The sequence below is a fragment of the Sessilibacter sp. MAH1 genome, assembly GCF_054658315.1.
Genome location: NZ_BAAGIC010000013.1, coordinates 25,167 through 41,051 on the forward strand (window position 1 = coordinate 25,167; position 15,885 = coordinate 41,051).

A 15,885-nucleotide genomic window follows, 5' to 3' on the forward strand; every position below is an offset into this window, starting at 1 on the left:
TTTACTTGGTATTGTTACTAGTTATTGTTGCTGGGTATTGCAACTATCAAACCGAATCAGCAGTTAGCCTTATAAAAGATTGCGCAACGTGTTTTAATTATTACCATCAAATTCTATTCACAAAAATAACCAAAACTCCCTAATAATTTCTCCATTAAAAAAATTACCTAGTGTGCCTATTAAAAATTCATCACACTTAAGGTCTTTTAAATTTCTTTTTAGCTTGGTCGATTTTTTTGCGAGTTATGCATTCTTCGCTGTGGTCGTTGATTAAGCCCATGGCTTGAAAAAACGAGTATACGGTTGTTGGGCCTACAAATTTCCAGCCGCGTTTTTTTAATATTTTTGACAATTCTTTTGAGCCATCCGATACCGATTGAGTTTGTGGGTCGGGTAAGGTGTTTGGATCGGGTTCAAACTGCCAGAAGAATTTTGCCAGTGAGCCTTCGGTTTTTACCATTTCTTGTGCGCATTTGGCGTTGTTAATTACCGCTTCTATTTTGCCTTTGTGGCGAACTATACCTTCGTTTTGCAGTAATTTTTCGATGTCTTTTTCAGTAAATTTAGCGACTTTATTAAAGTCGAATTGTTTAAAAGCTTCGCGAAAGTTTTCGCGCTTTACCAAAATGGTTCGCCAGCTTAAGCCCGATTGAAATCCTTCAAGGCAGATTTTCTCGAATAACCGTTGATCATCGTCAACGGGAAAGCCCCATTCGTTATCGTGATAATCAATAAAAATGTCTGGTGCAGAGCCACACCATGCGCAACGTGGTTTTTTATCAGGGCCAATGAATGCTTCAGACATTTTTCACCTTTTTTAGAGTTGTTGTGAATGTATTTGCTCAGGTTTTTAGGGTAACTCATGGATGATTTTACGAAAGATCGAAAAGGTAAAATATGTTTTAGACCTTTTTCGAACTTTGGGCGGTATCGCCGGATTACCCGTAAAAGGTTTTTGTATTTAAGAATGTTTTTTGTACTAAGTTTGGCGGTTAAAATCCATAATTATTAAAAATCAGTTTATATTTAACTCACTTAGGGCGCAATTTGAGCATATTAAGTGTGTTTAGTATCGTTTTACATTAAAACTGTATATATGTACAGTATATGGGTTTTTCGATACTTGAACTGTGTCTTACTGCGCAAAACGCTGTTTTTGTTGCTGATATTGGCTATTTATTCTGCTTTTTGCCGGGTCATATGCTTGGTCTGGCGGGTGAATTTAGAGCAGCGTATGGTTAGGTTACTGATGCTAATAAGTTTTAAAGCTAATGATGAATATCACCATAAACTCTGGGTGAAACCAGGCTTCAGCATAGGTTTTACGCGCTCATCCCGACATGCTAGGCCAAAAAAACCGAAGTGAGGTATAATCGGGAGTCATGTTCATTTCGTCACACTGGATGACGCTCGGAGGTAACAATCTTGAACTCTAAGCCTGAGAACAATGCTGCGAACCAAGAATCGCGCGCCTTTGTGCAGGATTTTTTGGCTCAATCTAAGCCAGAGTCTCTCGATCAAGCGCAAATTGATCAATACACTGCAAAGATCAAGCAACTTTTGGCCGATAAAAACGCGGTTTTGGTGGCACACTACTACACCGATCCTCTCATTCAGGCGCTGGCTGAGCAAACCGGTGGTTGTGTATCTGATTCGTTAGAAATGGCGCGTTTTGGTAAAGAACATCCCGCAGAAACTTTGATTGTTGCCGGTGTTAAATTTATGGGTGAAACCGCTAAGATTTTAACGCCGCACAAAAAAGTTCTTATGCCAACGCTTGAGGCGACCTGTTCTTTGGACATTGGTTGCCCGGTGGATGAGTTCTCGGCGTTTTGTGATCAGCACCCAGATCGTACCGTTGTGGTTTACGCAAACACATCGGCGGCGGTTAAAGCCCGTGCCGATTGGGTTGTGACTTCAAGCATTGCCGTAGATGTTATCGATTATCTAGACTCTTGCGGTGAGAAAATCATTTGGGCACCCGATAAGCACCTTGGTGATTACGTGACACGTAAAACCGGTGCAGATGTATTGCTGTGGGACGGTGCTTGTATTGTTCACGAAGAGTTTAAAGCAAAGGGTGTTGAAGACCTTAAAAAGCTTTACCCAGATGCTGCTGTGCTTGTGCATCCTGAATCGCCAGCGGCGGTGATTGATTTGGCCGATGTTGCCGGTTCTACCTCGCAGCTTATTAAGGCCGCGCAAACCATGGACAAGCAGCAGTTTATTGTGGCCACCGATCAAGGCATTTTCTATAAAATGCAGCAGTTGTGCCCAGATAAGGAGTTTATCATTGCGCCTACCGCTGGTAGCGGTGCGACCTGCCGTAGCTGCGCTAATTGCCCGTGGATGGCGATGAACTCGTTAGAAAGCATTGTGCAGGTTCTAGAAACCGGCAATAACGAGATTTTTGTTGATCCCGAATTAGGTGAGCGTGCCATGAAACCGCTAACGCGTATGTTGAATTTTTCGGTAGAGAAATCTCAAAAATCGGCAATGGCCTAAACCAAAAGGCACATTCAACGTCAAAAAGCCGGGCACTTGCTCGGCTTTTTTATTAGCGGTTTTACTAGGAGAAAAGATGCAGCATTCCACATTCAAGAAATTTTCATTCAGATTTTTCCCGGCACTGGTATTTTTATCGATGGGTTTGGGGCTACAAGCCTGCGCAGCGGTTTCTGAAGAATCTGCACAAGTATCCCCAGCGAAGGCACCAAGCACAGCACCGTTGGTATTAGCACAAAACAACGCCGAGCTTGATTGCCAAAACGCGATAACCACGGTGGATTTAAATCGTTGTGCGCAAATTGAGTTGTCAGCGGCTGAGCAGCAAATGGAATTTTATTTAGAGAAAGCGCTGATACTTCAGAAGCGAGATCCGGTCGTTGTTGAGGGTATAAAGATCGCGCAACAACAATGGTTGGCTTATCAGCAAGCCCATTGTGAATCGGTCTACAACCAGTGGCGTGAAGGCACTATTCGCGGCGTGATGGCGGTAAATTGCAAAAAAGAGCTCACCCAGCAACGCACCTTTGAGATTTGGAAAAGTTTCTTGACCACGCTGGACTCAATCCTAGTTCCAAGGCCGGAATTCTGAGAATGTAATGAGTAGTTATAGAGCCGACTGACAGAGGTTCTAATTCATCATAAGTTCTAATTCATCAATGATGTGCTCGATGTGTTACAAGGCTTATCAGTAAACAAGGCTCATTAGCAAAAAGGGGAGTTCCAGTTTGGAATTCCCCTTTTTATTTGCCGGAACCGACGAGAAAGAACTCAGGTCTCGATGGTTTGGCTAAAGGTAGAGGTAGGCTCTGGAACTTCATCGCTGATGATAAAGTCATCGCCAGAAAGAGCGCTGCGCAGTTTCGAGACAACTTCTGCGAGCTTGTCTTCTTCATAAGGTTTGGCTGAAACCGCACCCCAAATTGGCGAAGGCCAGGCGGCGTCTTTTTTATAGCGAGCAATGTGGTGCAAGTGTAGTTGCGGCACCATGTTGCCAAGTGCGGCCACGTTCATTTTATCTGGTGCAAATAAGGCAACCATAGCTTCTGAAAGTGTGCACGACTCGTTAACAAGCTGAGCGCGGTCTTTTTCATCGAGTTGGTAAATCTCGCGAACGTTGGATTTTTGTGGAACCAAAATGCACCAAGGGTAGTTTGCATCTTTGTTCAGTAACACCAAGCTTAAGGAAAAGTGGCCAATGAGTACGGTATCACTTTCTAAAATGGGGTCGAGTTTAAACATAGCGAATCCTTATTATTGTCTGCCCAACTGTATCAGTATGGGCCTAAATCAACAAAGTCGACGGACCATCTTTGCGTTTTTGGTCCCAGAGCTTTGCTTGTTTTGTGTTCATGCCCTTGCGGCTTTTACTGTTTCTAACTTACCAGACGATGGGATTGGTGTCCCCAGTAACTGCCGGTAATTACTGAGAAGTTTTTATTTCCAAAATAACCTCTAGGCAGTTTCGCACATGACCAATAGAATACGCGGTTTTTATATAAATCACTCGCCGAATTATCAGCCAATATTAGGGTTGTTAGTTGCTAGCGGCAGTTATTAACAGACTCTTTTATAAAGGTTTTTCTCCAGACATGCGTGCCAGCCGATTTCTAATTGCTACCCAAAAAGAAACTCCAGCCGATGCCGTTGTAGTTAGCCACCAGCTGATGCTACGTGCCGGACTTATCCGCAAAATGGCCGCGGGCCTATACAACTGGTTGCCATTGGGCCTAAAAGTATTGCGTAAAGTCGAACACATTGTTCGTGAAGAAATGAACCGCGCGGGCTCTCAGGAGCTGTTAATGCCTATGGTGCAGCCTGCGGAATTGTGGCAAGAAACCGGTCGCTGGCAAGAATACGGCGGCGAGTTGTTGCGCTTTAAAGATCGTCACACCAATGAGTTCTGTCTTGGCCCAACTCACGAAGAAGTTATTACCGATCTCGCGCGCGTTGAAATCAAAAGCTACAAAAATTTGCCCGCAAACTTCTACCAGATTCAAACCAAATTCCGCGACGAAACCCGTCCACGTTTTGGCGTAATGCGCTCGCGTGAATTCATTATGAAAGACGCCTATTCGTTCCATATTAATCAAGAAAGCTTGCAGCAAACCTACGACGATATGCACATCGCGTATTGCCGTATTTTTGATCGCCTTGGCTTAGATTACCGTCCAGTTGCAGCCGATAACGGTTCTATTGGTGGTTCGGGTTCCCATGAATTCCACGTACTAGCCGACAGCGGTGAAGACGATATCGCCTTCAGTACCGGTGGCCAATACACCGCAAACGTAGAGCTGGCCGAAGCGGTGTCACCGGGTGAGCGTGGTGTTGCCACCGAAACCTTTACCGAAGTGGCTACGCCGGGCGCTAAAACCGTTGAAGACGTAGCGCAATTGTTTGGTGTAGACAACAGCAAGGTGTTAAAAACCTTGATTGTCAGAGGCAAAAACCTCGAAACTGACGAAGACATTCTGGTTGCCTTGGTTCTACGTGGCGATCACGAATTGAACGAAATTAAAGCCGAGAAGCTTGATATTATCGCCGAGCCCTTGCAGTTTGCCTCTGAAGAAGAAGTAAAAGCCGCAGTTGGTGCAAGCCCAGGTTCTATTGGCCCTAAAGGTTTGACCATGCCGGTGATTGTTGACCGCGCCGCTGCGGCCAGCGCCGATTTCTTGTGTGGCGCTAATAAAGATGGCTTCCACTTTAGTGGCGCCAACTGGGAGCGTGACATCGAAATTGGTCGCGTTGAAGACATTCGCAACGTGGTTGCCGGTGATCCAAGTCCTGCCGGTGATGGCGTTTTAGAAATCAAACGCGGTATTGAAGTGGGTCATATCTTCCAATTGGGCGATAAATACTCAAAATCGATGAATGCCACGGTGCTGGATGAAAATGGCAAGCAAACCATCATGCTAATGGGGTGTTACGGTATAGGGGTGACTCGTATTGTCGCCGCTGCCATTGAGCAAAACCACGACGACAACGGCATTATTTGGCCGAACGGTTTAGCACCATTTGATGTTGCCATTGTGCCAATCAATATGCACAAATCCGAAGCCGTAACCAACCAATGTGAAACCTTGTACGAGCAATTGGTTGGCAGTGGTTTTGATCCATTATTTATGGATGAAGCCAAGGCGCGTTTGGGTGTTATGTTGGCCGACACTGAGTTAATGGGTATTCCAAACGTAATCATCGTGGGTGATCGCGGTCTAGAATCGGGTGTGGTTGAGTACAAAAACCGCCGTACCGGTGAAAAGCAAGAGATCCCTGCCAAGGGTGTGGTAGAGTTTTTAAAGTCACTGGATTAAGTGATTCTGTAGCCGAAGCTAATCTTTGAAAGGCTTCGGCTTATTGGTGGCTTAAATCCGCTAAACTTCGACGTATTCGCAAACATTGAACTGGGTTTATAACCCCACAACTTCTTTCGATTATGCTCGATACCATTCGTTGGAAATCTTATCTTTTAAGCATTGGCTTTGCCGTACTGGCAACGCCAGGCTTGGCTGAGCAGCGCGTCTCCGACGTGGATGCCGAAGCGCGCAATCTGCTCACGCAAACCATCGCCCAAGCTGACAGCTTTCTGGATAAATACGACGCCGAAGTGTGGCTGGTGGATATGTCTGGCCGCCTTGAGCGATTCGTGACCAATCCCAAAGAGCGTTTGCAAATTCTCAGACAGGTGCACCGACTGGCCAGCGCTCACGAAATCCAACCGTCTCTAGTGTTGGCGGTGATGGAGGTCGAGAGCCACTTTGACCGCTTTGCGGTTTCGCGCGTGGGTGCGCAAGGTGTTATGCAGGTAATGCCGTTTTGGAAAAACGAAATTGGCCGCCCCGAAGACAATCTTACCGACATAGAAACCAATATCACCTATGGTGTGACCATACTTAAACACTATTTAGATCGTGAAAACGGTCGCTGGCCCGAAGCGCTGGCCCGTTACAACGGTAGCTACGGTAGTTATCGTTACTCCATCAAGGTGATGGATGCCTGGCAAAGTCGCTGGAAATAACGCCCTCAAATTGACACGCACAGACAAGACACCCAGCGCCTCGCAAGGGTGTCGGAACCCAAAACATGACCGCAGAATTCGTCCATTTACGTTTACACACCGAATTTTCCCTCGTTGACAGTATCGTTCGTATCAAAAACCTAATGCCCAAGGTGGCAAAGTTGGGTATGCCCGCGGTGGCGGTTACCGATGTTTGCAACTTCTATGGTTTGATCAAGTTCTATTCCGCAGCAAGGGCAGAAGGTTTAAAACCCATTGGTGGTGCCGATTTTTGGGTTCATCAGGGCGATGGTAAACCTACCTTAATCACGCTTTTGGCCATGTCTCGCAAGGGCTACAAAAACATCATTGAATTGATTTCAAAGGCGTATCAGCATGGCCAACACTTAGGCGTTGCCTATGTTCAGCGCGAATGGATTAGGGAACACACCGAAGACGTGATTGCGCTTTCGGGCGCTAAGTTTGGTGATATTGGCCGCGCGCTCTTGTCCGACAAGTTCGCCCTAGCCGATGAGTTATTGCAAGGTTGGCAGCAGGATTTTCCCGATCGTTTTTATCTAGAAATTCAGCGCACCCACCGCGAAGGCGACGAAGACTATTTGCACGCGGCCGTTGAGTTGGCGTCAAAACATCAGGTGCCAGTGGTTGCCACCAACGACGTACGCTTTTTGGAGCGTGAAGAGTTTGAATATCACGAAGCGCGTGTTTGCATTGGTGAAGGTCGCACACTGGATGACCCCAAACGTGAACGTCGTTACTCGGAAGAACAGTACCTAAAAAGCCCGGAAGAAATGGCCGAGCTGTTTTCCGACATCCCAGAAGCGCTGCAAAACTCGGTCGAAATCGCCAAGCGTTGCAACCTAGATATTGAGCTGGGCAACTACTATCTGCCCGACTACCCAATTCCCGATAACTTCGAGCAAGATCCGTTTTTCAGCCAGCACATTACCTATCAAGATTTGTCGCATCGGGCTGAAAAAGCCATGATCCAAAACTGGACTGGCAAGGAAGACACCGACGCCTATCGCGCCATGGTGAAAACCAATATCTTCTTCCAAAAGATTTCCTACGAAGGCTTGTACGAGCGCCTAGAAACCATTCTGCCCGACAAGCACGCCCACGATTACGCCAACCGTTTGAAAATCTACACTGACCGTTTGCAGTTCGAGCTCGACATCATTATGCAAATGGGTTTTCCGGGTTATTTCTTGATCGTTATGGACTTTATTCAATGGGCCAAAGATCACGAGATTCCGGTCGGGCCGGGGCGGGGTTCTGGTGCGGGATCGCTGGTGGCCTATTCGCAAAAAATTACCGACCTTGATCCACTGCAATACGATCTACTGTTTGAACGCTTTCTAAACCCTGAGCGTGTATCCATGCCCGACTTCGACGTCGATTTTTGTATGGAAAACCGTGATCAGGTGATTTCGTACGTGGCCGACAACTACGGTCGCGATGCGGTTTCGCAGATTATTACCTTCGGTACCATGGCCGCAAAAGCGGTGGTGCGCGATGTGGCGCGAGTGCAGGGCAAGTCATACGGTCTTGCCGATAAGCTTTCGAAAATGATTCCCGCTGACCCGGGCATGAAGCTGCAAAAAGCGTTTGATCAAGAAGAAGTCTTACGTGAGTTTTTAGAAAACGACGAGCAAGCCCAAGAAATTTGGGACATGGCCTTAAAGTTAGAAGGCATCACCCGAAACGTAGGTAAACACGCCGGTGGTGTGGTTATCGCGCCAACCAAACTGACCGATTTCGCGCCGTTGTATTGCGATGAAGACGGTCGCAGCTTGGTGACTCAATACGACAAGAACGACGTTGAATCTGCGGGTTTGGTGAAGTTCGACTTCTTGGGTTTGCGTACGCTCACCATCATCGATTGGGCGGTGAAAATGATCAATGTGCAGCGCGCCAAAAAAGGCGAGCCACATCTCGACATCAACCACATTCCTCTCGACGATGAGAAGACTTTTAAGCTGCTCAAAGCCGCCGATACCACCGCCGTGTTCCAGCTAGAATCCCGCGGTATGAAAGACCTGATCAAACGTCTTCAGCCCGATAACCTCGAAGACATGATCGCATTGGTGGCGTTGTTTCGTCCTGGCCCGCTCGATTCCGGCATGGTGGACGACTTCGTAAACCGTAAACACGGTCGCGCTCAGGTGGCCTATCCAGACGCAAAATATCAGCACGAAAAGCTCGAACCCATTCTAAAGCCCACCTACGGCGTTATTGTTTACCAAGAGCAGGTCATGCAGATCGCTCAGGAGTTGGCCGGTTATACACTCGGTGGCGCAGACATGCTGCGTCGCGCCATGGGTAAGAAAAAACCCGAAGAAATGGCTAAACAGCGTTCGACCTTCGCCGACGGCGCCAAGGCTCAGGGCGTTGACCCAGAGCTGGCCATGAAGATTTTCGACCTGGTAGAAAAGTTCGCCGGTTACGGCTTCAACAAATCGCACTCGGCGGCCTATGCCGTGGTTTCTTACCAAACTGCTTGGCTTAAGGCCCATTATCCTAGTCAGTTTATGGCCGCGACCATGTCTTCAGACATGGACAAAACCGACAAGGTGGTAACCTTTATTGAAGCCAGCCGTGAAATGGGGCGCGCGCCATTACCGCCCGATGTAAACAGCGGTGATTTTCAATTTACGGTAAACGAACAAGACCAAATTATTTACGGTTTGGGGGCGATTAAAGGGTTGGGTGAAGGCCCCATCGAAAGCATCATTAAGGCGCGCAAAGAAGGGCCGTTTACCGATTTGTTCGACTTCTGTTCGCGTATCGATCCCCGCAAAGTGAACAAGCGTGCTTTAGAAGCCTTGGTACGGTCGGGTGCGCTAGATTCCATCGGTCCCGGCGTCGATCTCGATCACGACCGCGCGATTATGTTTGCCGCCCTTGGTGATGCCGTACAAACCGCCGAGCAAAATTCCGCCAATGCCAATTCCGGCATGATGGACTTATTCGGCGACTTGGTACCAAGCTCTGATAATGGCGGCGATGTCTACGCCGATTATCGCAACACAGCACCTTGGACCATCAAACAGCGCTTAGAAGGCGAAAAGGACACTCTCGGCCTGTATCTTACCGGCCATCCCATTGATGAGTTTGCCAGCGAGGTAAAACAGTTGGTGTCTGCGCGAATCAACGACCTTCAGCCCGACAAAAAACCGCAAAAAATCGCTGGTCTTGTGGTTGCCTTCAGAACCATGAAAACCAAGCGCGGCGATACCATGGCGTTTGTCGCTTTGGATGATCGCTCGGGCCGTATTGAGGTTGCCGTTTTTGCCGATGCTTACAAAAACTGCTACGAAATTCTCGATAAAGACGCACTGCTGGTCATTGAAGGCCAAGTCAGTCACGACGACTATTCCGGCAGCCTAAAAATGCGCGCCGACAAGGTGATGAGCCTTGCGCAGGCGCGACTTGAAGGCGTGAGTGGTTTGCGCTTAAAGCTCGATGCCGAAAAGCTGCCTGCAAACTTTGCCGACTTACTAAAACAAAGCTTGCAGCCCTATCGCCAAGGTACTTGTCCTGTGTACATTGAATATCAGCGGCCAGAAGCGAAGGCCTCTATGCGTTTGGGCCGCGATTGGTGCATATTGCCCGAAGATCAGCTTGTTAACGATTTGGTGCAAACCCTTGGGCGTGCAAACGTAGAATTGCTCTATCACTGATGGTTTGATTGAAAGCTGATGGCTTGATTGAAATTTTATTTAAAAAGAATCGAGCGGTTATGGAAGATCTATTCGATGCACCTCTGCGGTTAATACTCAATATTTTGCGGTTTTTTTACTGTTTAGCCTGGGAGCTTGGGGTAGAAACCATTGGTTGGATTATCGGCTGGGTATTTTATCGGCTTATTACGTTGGGTTATTTCCCAGTGGAAGGGTGGCGCGAACAAGACAAATGCAGCTGGCCAAAAGCTTTGCTCATCGAATTCACCGGTATTGGCATACTTGCTGGAGCTATTTACGCTGTTACTCGGTTGCTATAACGACAAGAAATTTTTCTATCCAGAACTTTCTCCAATGCCGGCCGAGCCTTCAACGCCAATCATGATAACTTATTGAAATCAAAACATAATCGAGAAGTTCTAAGCCTGTTTTCTTTTTGAATAAAATCACAAAAACGAGACCGAATTAATTAACACCGTAATGACTTCACGGTTACCTTTCGTCAACATTTAGGTTTATTTTTTGAGGGAATGTTCTTTAATTTGCGTCTTTGTGACTAGGCTGTAGAAATTCAGTGATTACAGTGCTGTTGTTGAAATCACAAAAAATGGGAAATCATCGATTTAATTTCCGTGCAGTGATTTAGATGAATTCCTGAAATCATCGACTCCAAACGGTACACATTTCTAAACTTATGAAATTGATCTTCACCAAAGGCGCCGACAAATACGACCAGCTGGTCATACACCGCGACGACACATCACCACAAATCATCGACTGCCCCAAACAAGGCATTATTCCTCACGATATGGTGCACTACGCTGTAGAAAACACCCTAAATAAACGGGGGTTTGTCGTGCAGGCGATAGAAAACGAACTTCCCGACTCGTTAACCGAGTACGACGACGAAAGCAACGGCGTTGAACGCCTTGTTGAAGTCTTTCAAGCCGACGGCTGGTCTGGCTGGAGCAGCGAACCTGCAACCTTGCTTGACCTCTACCAAGTCACCTGCAACGCCCGCCGCTGTGAACCCCTAAACCTACAAGAACACGACATAGAAGCCGTTCGACAAAACATTCTACAACTCACCCAACTGTGGCAACCCATCGCCGTGGGCGAGAGTTTGGAATTAACGCTTGAGCATTTATAAAAGCTTATTAGTGATTTTTATAGGTATATGAACAAAGCAGTCTTCCTAAAAATGTTGGATTTTCCAGAGATTTGGTCAACCAATCACTTGCTTTCTGATGAGTATTTCCAAGCCGCAGCTAAAGAGTTTATTAAAGAGTATGGCGATATAGTGCCAGATGATGGTAAAGAACATTGGCGCTATGGGGCGTTTTTACACCTTATTCGCGGCGACTTAGAAGCCGACCAAATATCGATGCTAATTCATGCGGCTATAGCCGATCCAGATAAAGCAATGGCGGGTTGCGTTATTGCAGAATTACTATCAAAACGGTCTGCGTCCGAAGCTGATCTTCTTCTAGCATGCGAAGCAGTGGTGAAAAACAAAGAATATTATAAAACTCCCGAAGAACTTGAAGATGCTTTCAGAGCCGGTACCATGAAAGCCTGAAATTTTTTGTAAAGATTCAAGTTGTTGCAGACTCAAAAAGAGTTCTTTTTAGGATTTGTTTCCTGTTTAGAGTTGTGTTCAAACACTAATGTTTTCTAAAACTAGCAACTAATCTTTAAATAAGTGTGAGTAGCAAACCTGCGGGTAAATCCACACACCATTAAATTCAAAAAAAGCCCAAATACACCCAAATATATTGTGATAATTCAAAAAGAACCTTCATTCGAACAAACTATCCGTCGCAAAATTCACATAAACATTTGAATCACTCGTAAAAACCTCTAAAATCGAGCCCTTTTTTACCGATGACACCAAGCATCGCGCTCGATTTAAGAATCTGCCCAAGGCAGCTCATAACAAAACGAAGACAAGGTAAACATGAATCCAAATTATCTCGATTTTGAACAGCCCATCGCAGAACTGGAAGCTAAAATCGAAGAACTACAGCTCGTTGGCAAAGACAACGACCTGAACATCACCGAAGAAATTGCAAAACTGCGCGACAAAAGCGAAAAGCTTACCGAGAACATCTACTCAGACCTAAGCCCATGGCAAATCGTCAAAGTAGCTCGCCACCCACAGCGCCCCTACAGCAGTGACTACATCAAGCGTATCTTCACCGACTGGGACGAACTCCACGGTGACCGCCACTTTGGTGACGACAAAGCCATCATCGGCGGTGTTGGTCGCTTAGATGGCCGCCCAGTAATGGTCATTGGCGAAGAAAAAGGCCGCAGCGTTAACGAAAAAGTCAGCCGTAACTTTGGTATGCCAAAGCCAGAAGGCTACCGCAAGGCGTTGCGCCTAATGGAAATGGCCGAACGCTTCAAAATGCCCATTCTTACCTTTATTGATACCCCCGGAGCCTATCCCGGTATCGATTCAGAAGAACGCGGCATCTCAGAATCCATCGCCCAAAACCTAGCGGTAATGTCGCGCCTAAAAACCCAAATTATCTGTACAGTAATTGGCGAAGGCTCATCCGGCGGCGCCTTGGCCATTGGCGTAGGTGACCAGCTCAACATGCTGCAATACTCCACCTACTTTGTAATCTCCCCAGAAGGTTGCGCCAACATCATTTGGAAAACCGTCGAAAAAGCTCCTCAAGCCGCAGAAGCCATGGGTGTAACCTCAAAAGTGCTTGAAGAACTCGGCATTATTGACGAAACCATCCCAGAGCCACTCGGTGGCGCCCACCGCAACATGGACGCCATGGCCAATCGCATCAAAGAACGCCTAAGCGCCCAACTGCAAAACCTTTGCGAACTGCCCATCGACGAACTGCTTGAAAAACGCTACCAACGCCTAATGAGCTACGGCAACTAAGCTAAAGCCATTCGCAATAAAAAACCCGCACTAGCGGGTTTTTTTGTGCCTACCATTTTTTAATATCTGCCTAAAGGTCTTGTAGACCTCCACAAAGACATAGATATAAAACAACCCATAACCAAAAAGTTATAAAGCACTCCCTAAAGTTGGTTGTTCTTGAACGATCAAACTGATAAAAATGGGCTAAAGGTTCAAGAATCAGAATTCGGGTTAGGGAGAGCTATTTTGGAAATTCACGAGGAATACCCACGGCCACTATGGATTAGTTTTGCTGGGGCTGATAAAGAATTCGTTATTAGTCTTATTCGGGCGCTAAAAAACTTTAACAAACCAGATCAACTTAAAATAGATCCCAAAGCCTATCTTCAAGTTGTTGACGACAACATTGATGAACGCAGAAAAAACTATCCTGAGATCAGATATCACTTACGCTTGGGTGATTCAATTCACGATCTAGTAGATTTAATCGCATCTAGCCCAAGGCGGCTACTCATTATTTCTCCAACGTATATTACTCGTCAGAATTGTTTAATGGAGTTGGCTTGTTGTTTAATAAACGAAAACAATCTTAAATTGGCGATTGTATTACACAAAATTAATAATGATGTATTTTCGAAAAAACAATATGTTGAAATAGAAATAACAACCGTTGATGGAAAAGATGAAACACTAAAAATAGAAGCAACTCTATCAGAGATTCTAGCTGAAATTTACAATAAAAAGCTAAAGTCTACTATGTCAGCAAATTTTCACATAGATGAATCTAAAGAATCTCCACAGCAGTATTTTCATAGAAAGCTGAATATATTAAGGGATTATATTTTTGAATGCCCAGATGAAGTTAGTGATGTTTTAATAGAAAATATAGCAGATTATGTTGTAGATATTGATAGTAAAGTAAAAGGAAAATTAATAGATGAATCAAGAAGTTTTAGTGAAAGTATATTTACCAAATGGATGTCCACCAAATTAGCTAGAGAATATTCTGAAAAGTATCCAGGGTTTGATGGCGGCCAATTTATAAAAGATCTTAACTCGAAAAAGATTTCGGAATTCGTTAAAGCGATAAGCGAAAAGAGTTACGTAGATCCTTTTCCTGATGATAAAGAAAAAAGTCTGAGAACATTAGCCACCTACTTATCAGTGTTAATAATTAATCCGTTGTGGGCTGCCGATATGAGGCTGTCCTCGAAGGATGGATTAAGACTTTGGCTATCAAGCTCAACGAGTCGCGAGCGGATTCCCGTAACGTTCGGGAGAAAGCTCGCGGCGCAGGTAATCCATCTTGCAGAACCTGAGCTGCAAATGAACACTTCTAAAAAATTAGATATTCCCAGTGCATTTGAAGTTAAGAGTTTGCCGGTTGCTTACGAACAAAGTGAGCAAGGTCAGGAAGCAATAAATAACCAAGTAGCGGATTTTATTATGCAGCTTCTCCCTGGCTTTTGTTCGGACAGAAAAATAATTGTAGATAAAATTAAAAACGATGCGGTAAATTTTTCTGAAGATATCTATTCTGAGCTTGAACGCAGAGTGCTTATTAATGAGAAAAACGAATTGTTATCCATGCGGTTTGTGGCTGATGTGACTGCTTCGGGTTTTTCCGGTCATTCTAAATATCATTGGGAATCGGTCGCAGCAGAAATAAAAAACGTTATTAACGTAGGGTTAGAAAAAGATCAAAAAATAGAGATAGGAATGGTTTTTGTAAGTAATAGAGACGATGGTAATGCGATACAATTTGTAAGTATAGGTGCTGCAATACGTACAATTTATAAAGTGATAACAGATCTTTTAACTATGGCAGAAAACTAATGTATTCCAAGTATCTACAAAAAATACTCTCAATTACGGGTAATCATACGGTAAATATCAACTTAGATTTATCTACTGTTCCTTCTGCTTATTTATTATCGCCGAGTCAAGCAGGCGCCATCCAAGCTGCGTTCCTTTCTAACCGTCCACTCCTAGTTCGTGGCGACCCTGGCCTTGGTAAAAGCCAGCTCGCTTATGCCATTGCCTCTATTCTCAATTGGGGGGTAGTAAAAGCAGTGGTGCAATACAACACCACAGTAGAAAGTTTGTTGTACGACGTTGATCATATTGAGCGTTTGCATTTTGCGAATTTACAAACACAAAGCAATCAAGATTTATCCGTTATTCGGTTTTTAAAACCCGGTAAAATCTGGCAGGCTATTGCACCGAATTCATTCGATGATTTATCCAGTGAATTAAATCTACCAGAAAATAACAAGCACAAAAAGCCGCACGATAAAGAAGGCACGGTATTATTAATTGATGAAATTGACAAGGCGGATTCCTCACTACCCAATGCTTTGTTAGATGTGCTTGATACTGGTGAAATCAGTTGCCCGTATGTGAACTTTGCGATTAAAGCCAGTCAAGAAAAACATCCGTACATGGTGGTGGTAACTTCAAATGAAGAACGACTATTACCCATGGCGTTTATTCGCCGTTGCGCTATTTTAGATTTAACTCTCGATGATAAAAGCCAATTGATGGCTATTTTTGAAGCCCATAAAACCCGTGATGAAAAATTAAATAAATTATCGGAAGAGCTGGCAGAGCAGGTGGCGGATTTTATTTTTGAGCAGCGCGGCAAGAACGATAAAGATTACAAACCGGGTACCTCGGAATTTTTAGATATGTTACGGGCATTAAGCCAGTTTGATGAAGGTGAACGCGAAGCAAAACTTACAACCTTGCAACAGCATTTAATTGTTAAAAATCAGCAGCGTAATTAAGGTAATGCA

13 protein-coding genes are annotated in these 15,885 nt (G+C 45.1%); 11 read left to right on the forward strand and 2 right to left on the reverse strand.

The annotated features are described in order from the left end of the window. Positions 1 to 196: 196 nt before the first annotated feature. Positions 197 to 805 carry a DNA-3-methyladenine glycosylase I gene (locus ACYQ28_RS13295; RefSeq protein ID WP_460050941.1) on the reverse strand — a complete coding sequence of 203 codons (609 nt, stop codon included), beginning with the start codon at positions 803 to 805 and terminating at the stop codon, positions 197 to 199. Between the two features lie 620 nt (positions 806 to 1,425). Between ACYQ28_RS13295 and nadA the strand changes: the two genes are divergently transcribed. Continuing rightward, on the forward strand, positions 1,426 to 2,505 hold the full coding sequence (gene nadA / locus ACYQ28_RS13300; protein ID WP_460050939.1) for a quinolinate synthase NadA: 1,080 nt from the start codon (positions 1,426 to 1,428) through the stop codon (positions 2,503 to 2,505). A 76-nt stretch (positions 2,506 to 2,581) separates the two neighbouring features. Continuing rightward, positions 2,582 to 3,097 carry a lysozyme inhibitor LprI family protein gene (locus tag ACYQ28_RS13305; RefSeq protein ID WP_460050937.1) on the forward strand — a complete coding sequence of 172 codons (516 nt, stop codon included), beginning with the start codon at positions 2,582 to 2,584 and terminating at the stop codon, positions 3,095 to 3,097. A gap of 179 nt (positions 3,098 to 3,276) precedes the next feature. Here the strand turns inward: ACYQ28_RS13305 and ACYQ28_RS13310 are convergent, their stop codons facing one another. Continuing rightward, the gene (locus tag ACYQ28_RS13310) at positions 3,277 to 3,747 is read right to left on the reverse strand and encodes an HIT domain-containing protein (protein WP_460050935.1); all 471 of its coding nucleotides are present in this window, start codon (positions 3,745 to 3,747) and stop codon (positions 3,277 to 3,279) included. 350 nt (positions 3,748 to 4,097) lie between these two features. Here ACYQ28_RS13310 and ACYQ28_RS13315 point away from each other — a divergent pair, with 350 nt between their 5' ends. From ACYQ28_RS13315 to ACYQ28_RS13355, 9 genes are all read left to right on the forward strand, one after another. After that, the gene (locus ACYQ28_RS13315; protein ID WP_460050991.1) at positions 4,098 to 5,816 is read left to right on the forward strand and encodes a proline--tRNA ligase; all 1,719 of its coding nucleotides are present in this window, start codon (positions 4,098 to 4,100) and stop codon (positions 5,814 to 5,816) included. A 122-nt stretch (positions 5,817 to 5,938) separates the two neighbouring features. Then, positions 5,939 to 6,520, forward strand: coding sequence for a lytic transglycosylase domain-containing protein (locus tag ACYQ28_RS13320; RefSeq protein ID WP_460050933.1), 582 nt, complete (start codon positions 5,939 to 5,941; stop codon positions 6,518 to 6,520). Positions 6,521 to 6,585: 65 nt separating this feature from the next. Beyond that, entirely contained in the window at positions 6,586 to 10,203 is a 3,618-nt protein-coding gene (dnaE, locus tag ACYQ28_RS13325) for a DNA polymerase III subunit alpha (protein ID WP_460050931.1), read from the forward strand. Between the two features lie 59 nt (positions 10,204 to 10,262). Then, positions 10,263 to 10,523, forward strand: coding sequence for a hypothetical protein (locus ACYQ28_RS13330; RefSeq protein ID WP_460050930.1), 261 nt, complete (start codon positions 10,263 to 10,265; stop codon positions 10,521 to 10,523). Between the two features lie 374 nt (positions 10,524 to 10,897). After that, the gene (locus tag ACYQ28_RS13335) at positions 10,898 to 11,353 is read left to right on the forward strand and encodes a hypothetical protein (RefSeq protein ID WP_460050928.1); all 456 of its coding nucleotides are present in this window, start codon (positions 10,898 to 10,900) and stop codon (positions 11,351 to 11,353) included. A gap of 27 nt (positions 11,354 to 11,380) precedes the next feature. Next, complete coding sequence (locus ACYQ28_RS13340; protein ID WP_460050926.1) at positions 11,381 to 11,782, forward strand: hypothetical protein; 402 nt, start codon at positions 11,381 to 11,383, stop codon at positions 11,780 to 11,782. A 378-nt stretch (positions 11,783 to 12,160) separates the two neighbouring features. Beyond that, positions 12,161 to 13,108 (forward strand): acetyl-CoA carboxylase carboxyl transferase subunit alpha, encoded by a 948-nt coding sequence (accA, locus tag ACYQ28_RS13345; RefSeq protein ID WP_460050924.1) that lies wholly within the window; start codon positions 12,161 to 12,163, stop codon positions 13,106 to 13,108. A gap of 159 nt (positions 13,109 to 13,267) precedes the next feature. After that, on the forward strand, positions 13,268 to 14,926 hold the full coding sequence (locus ACYQ28_RS13350; protein ID WP_460050922.1) for a hypothetical protein: 1,659 nt from the start codon (positions 13,268 to 13,270) through the stop codon (positions 14,924 to 14,926). Next, positions 14,926 to 15,876: an AAA family ATPase gene (locus ACYQ28_RS13355; RefSeq protein ID WP_460050920.1), complete on the forward strand. Its 951-nt coding sequence runs from the start codon at positions 14,926 to 14,928 to the stop codon at positions 15,874 to 15,876. The genes ACYQ28_RS13350 and ACYQ28_RS13355 overlap by 1 nt, the downstream gene beginning before the upstream one ends. Positions 15,877 to 15,885: the final 9 nt, after the last annotated feature.

Coding starts and splice junctions, on each gene's coding strand:
- ACYQ28_RS13295 (WP_460050941.1), bottom strand. CDS start 805: ATGTCTGAAGCATTCATTGGCCCTGATAAAAAACCACGTTGCGCATGG.
- ACYQ28_RS13305 (WP_460050937.1), top strand. CDS start 2,582: ATGCAGCATTCCACATTCAAGAAATTTTCATTCAGATTTTTCCCGGCA.
- ACYQ28_RS13310 (WP_460050935.1), bottom strand. CDS start 3,747: ATGTTTAAACTCGACCCCATTTTAGAAAGTGATACCGTACTCATTGGC.
- ACYQ28_RS13315 (WP_460050991.1), top strand. CDS start 4,098: ATGCGTGCCAGCCGATTTCTAATTGCTACCCAAAAAGAAACTCCAGCC.
- ACYQ28_RS13320 (WP_460050933.1), top strand. CDS start 5,939: ATGCTCGATACCATTCGTTGGAAATCTTATCTTTTAAGCATTGGCTTT.
- dnaE (WP_460050931.1), top strand. CDS start 6,586: ATGACCGCAGAATTCGTCCATTTACGTTTACACACCGAATTTTCCCTC.
- ACYQ28_RS13330 (WP_460050930.1), top strand. CDS start 10,263: ATGGAAGATCTATTCGATGCACCTCTGCGGTTAATACTCAATATTTTG.
- ACYQ28_RS13335 (WP_460050928.1), top strand. CDS start 10,898: ATGAAATTGATCTTCACCAAAGGCGCCGACAAATACGACCAGCTGGTC.
- ACYQ28_RS13340 (WP_460050926.1), top strand. CDS start 11,381: ATGAACAAAGCAGTCTTCCTAAAAATGTTGGATTTTCCAGAGATTTGG.
- accA (WP_460050924.1), top strand. CDS start 12,161: ATGAATCCAAATTATCTCGATTTTGAACAGCCCATCGCAGAACTGGAA.
- ACYQ28_RS13355 (WP_460050920.1), top strand. CDS start 14,926: ATGTATTCCAAGTATCTACAAAAAATACTCTCAATTACGGGTAATCAT.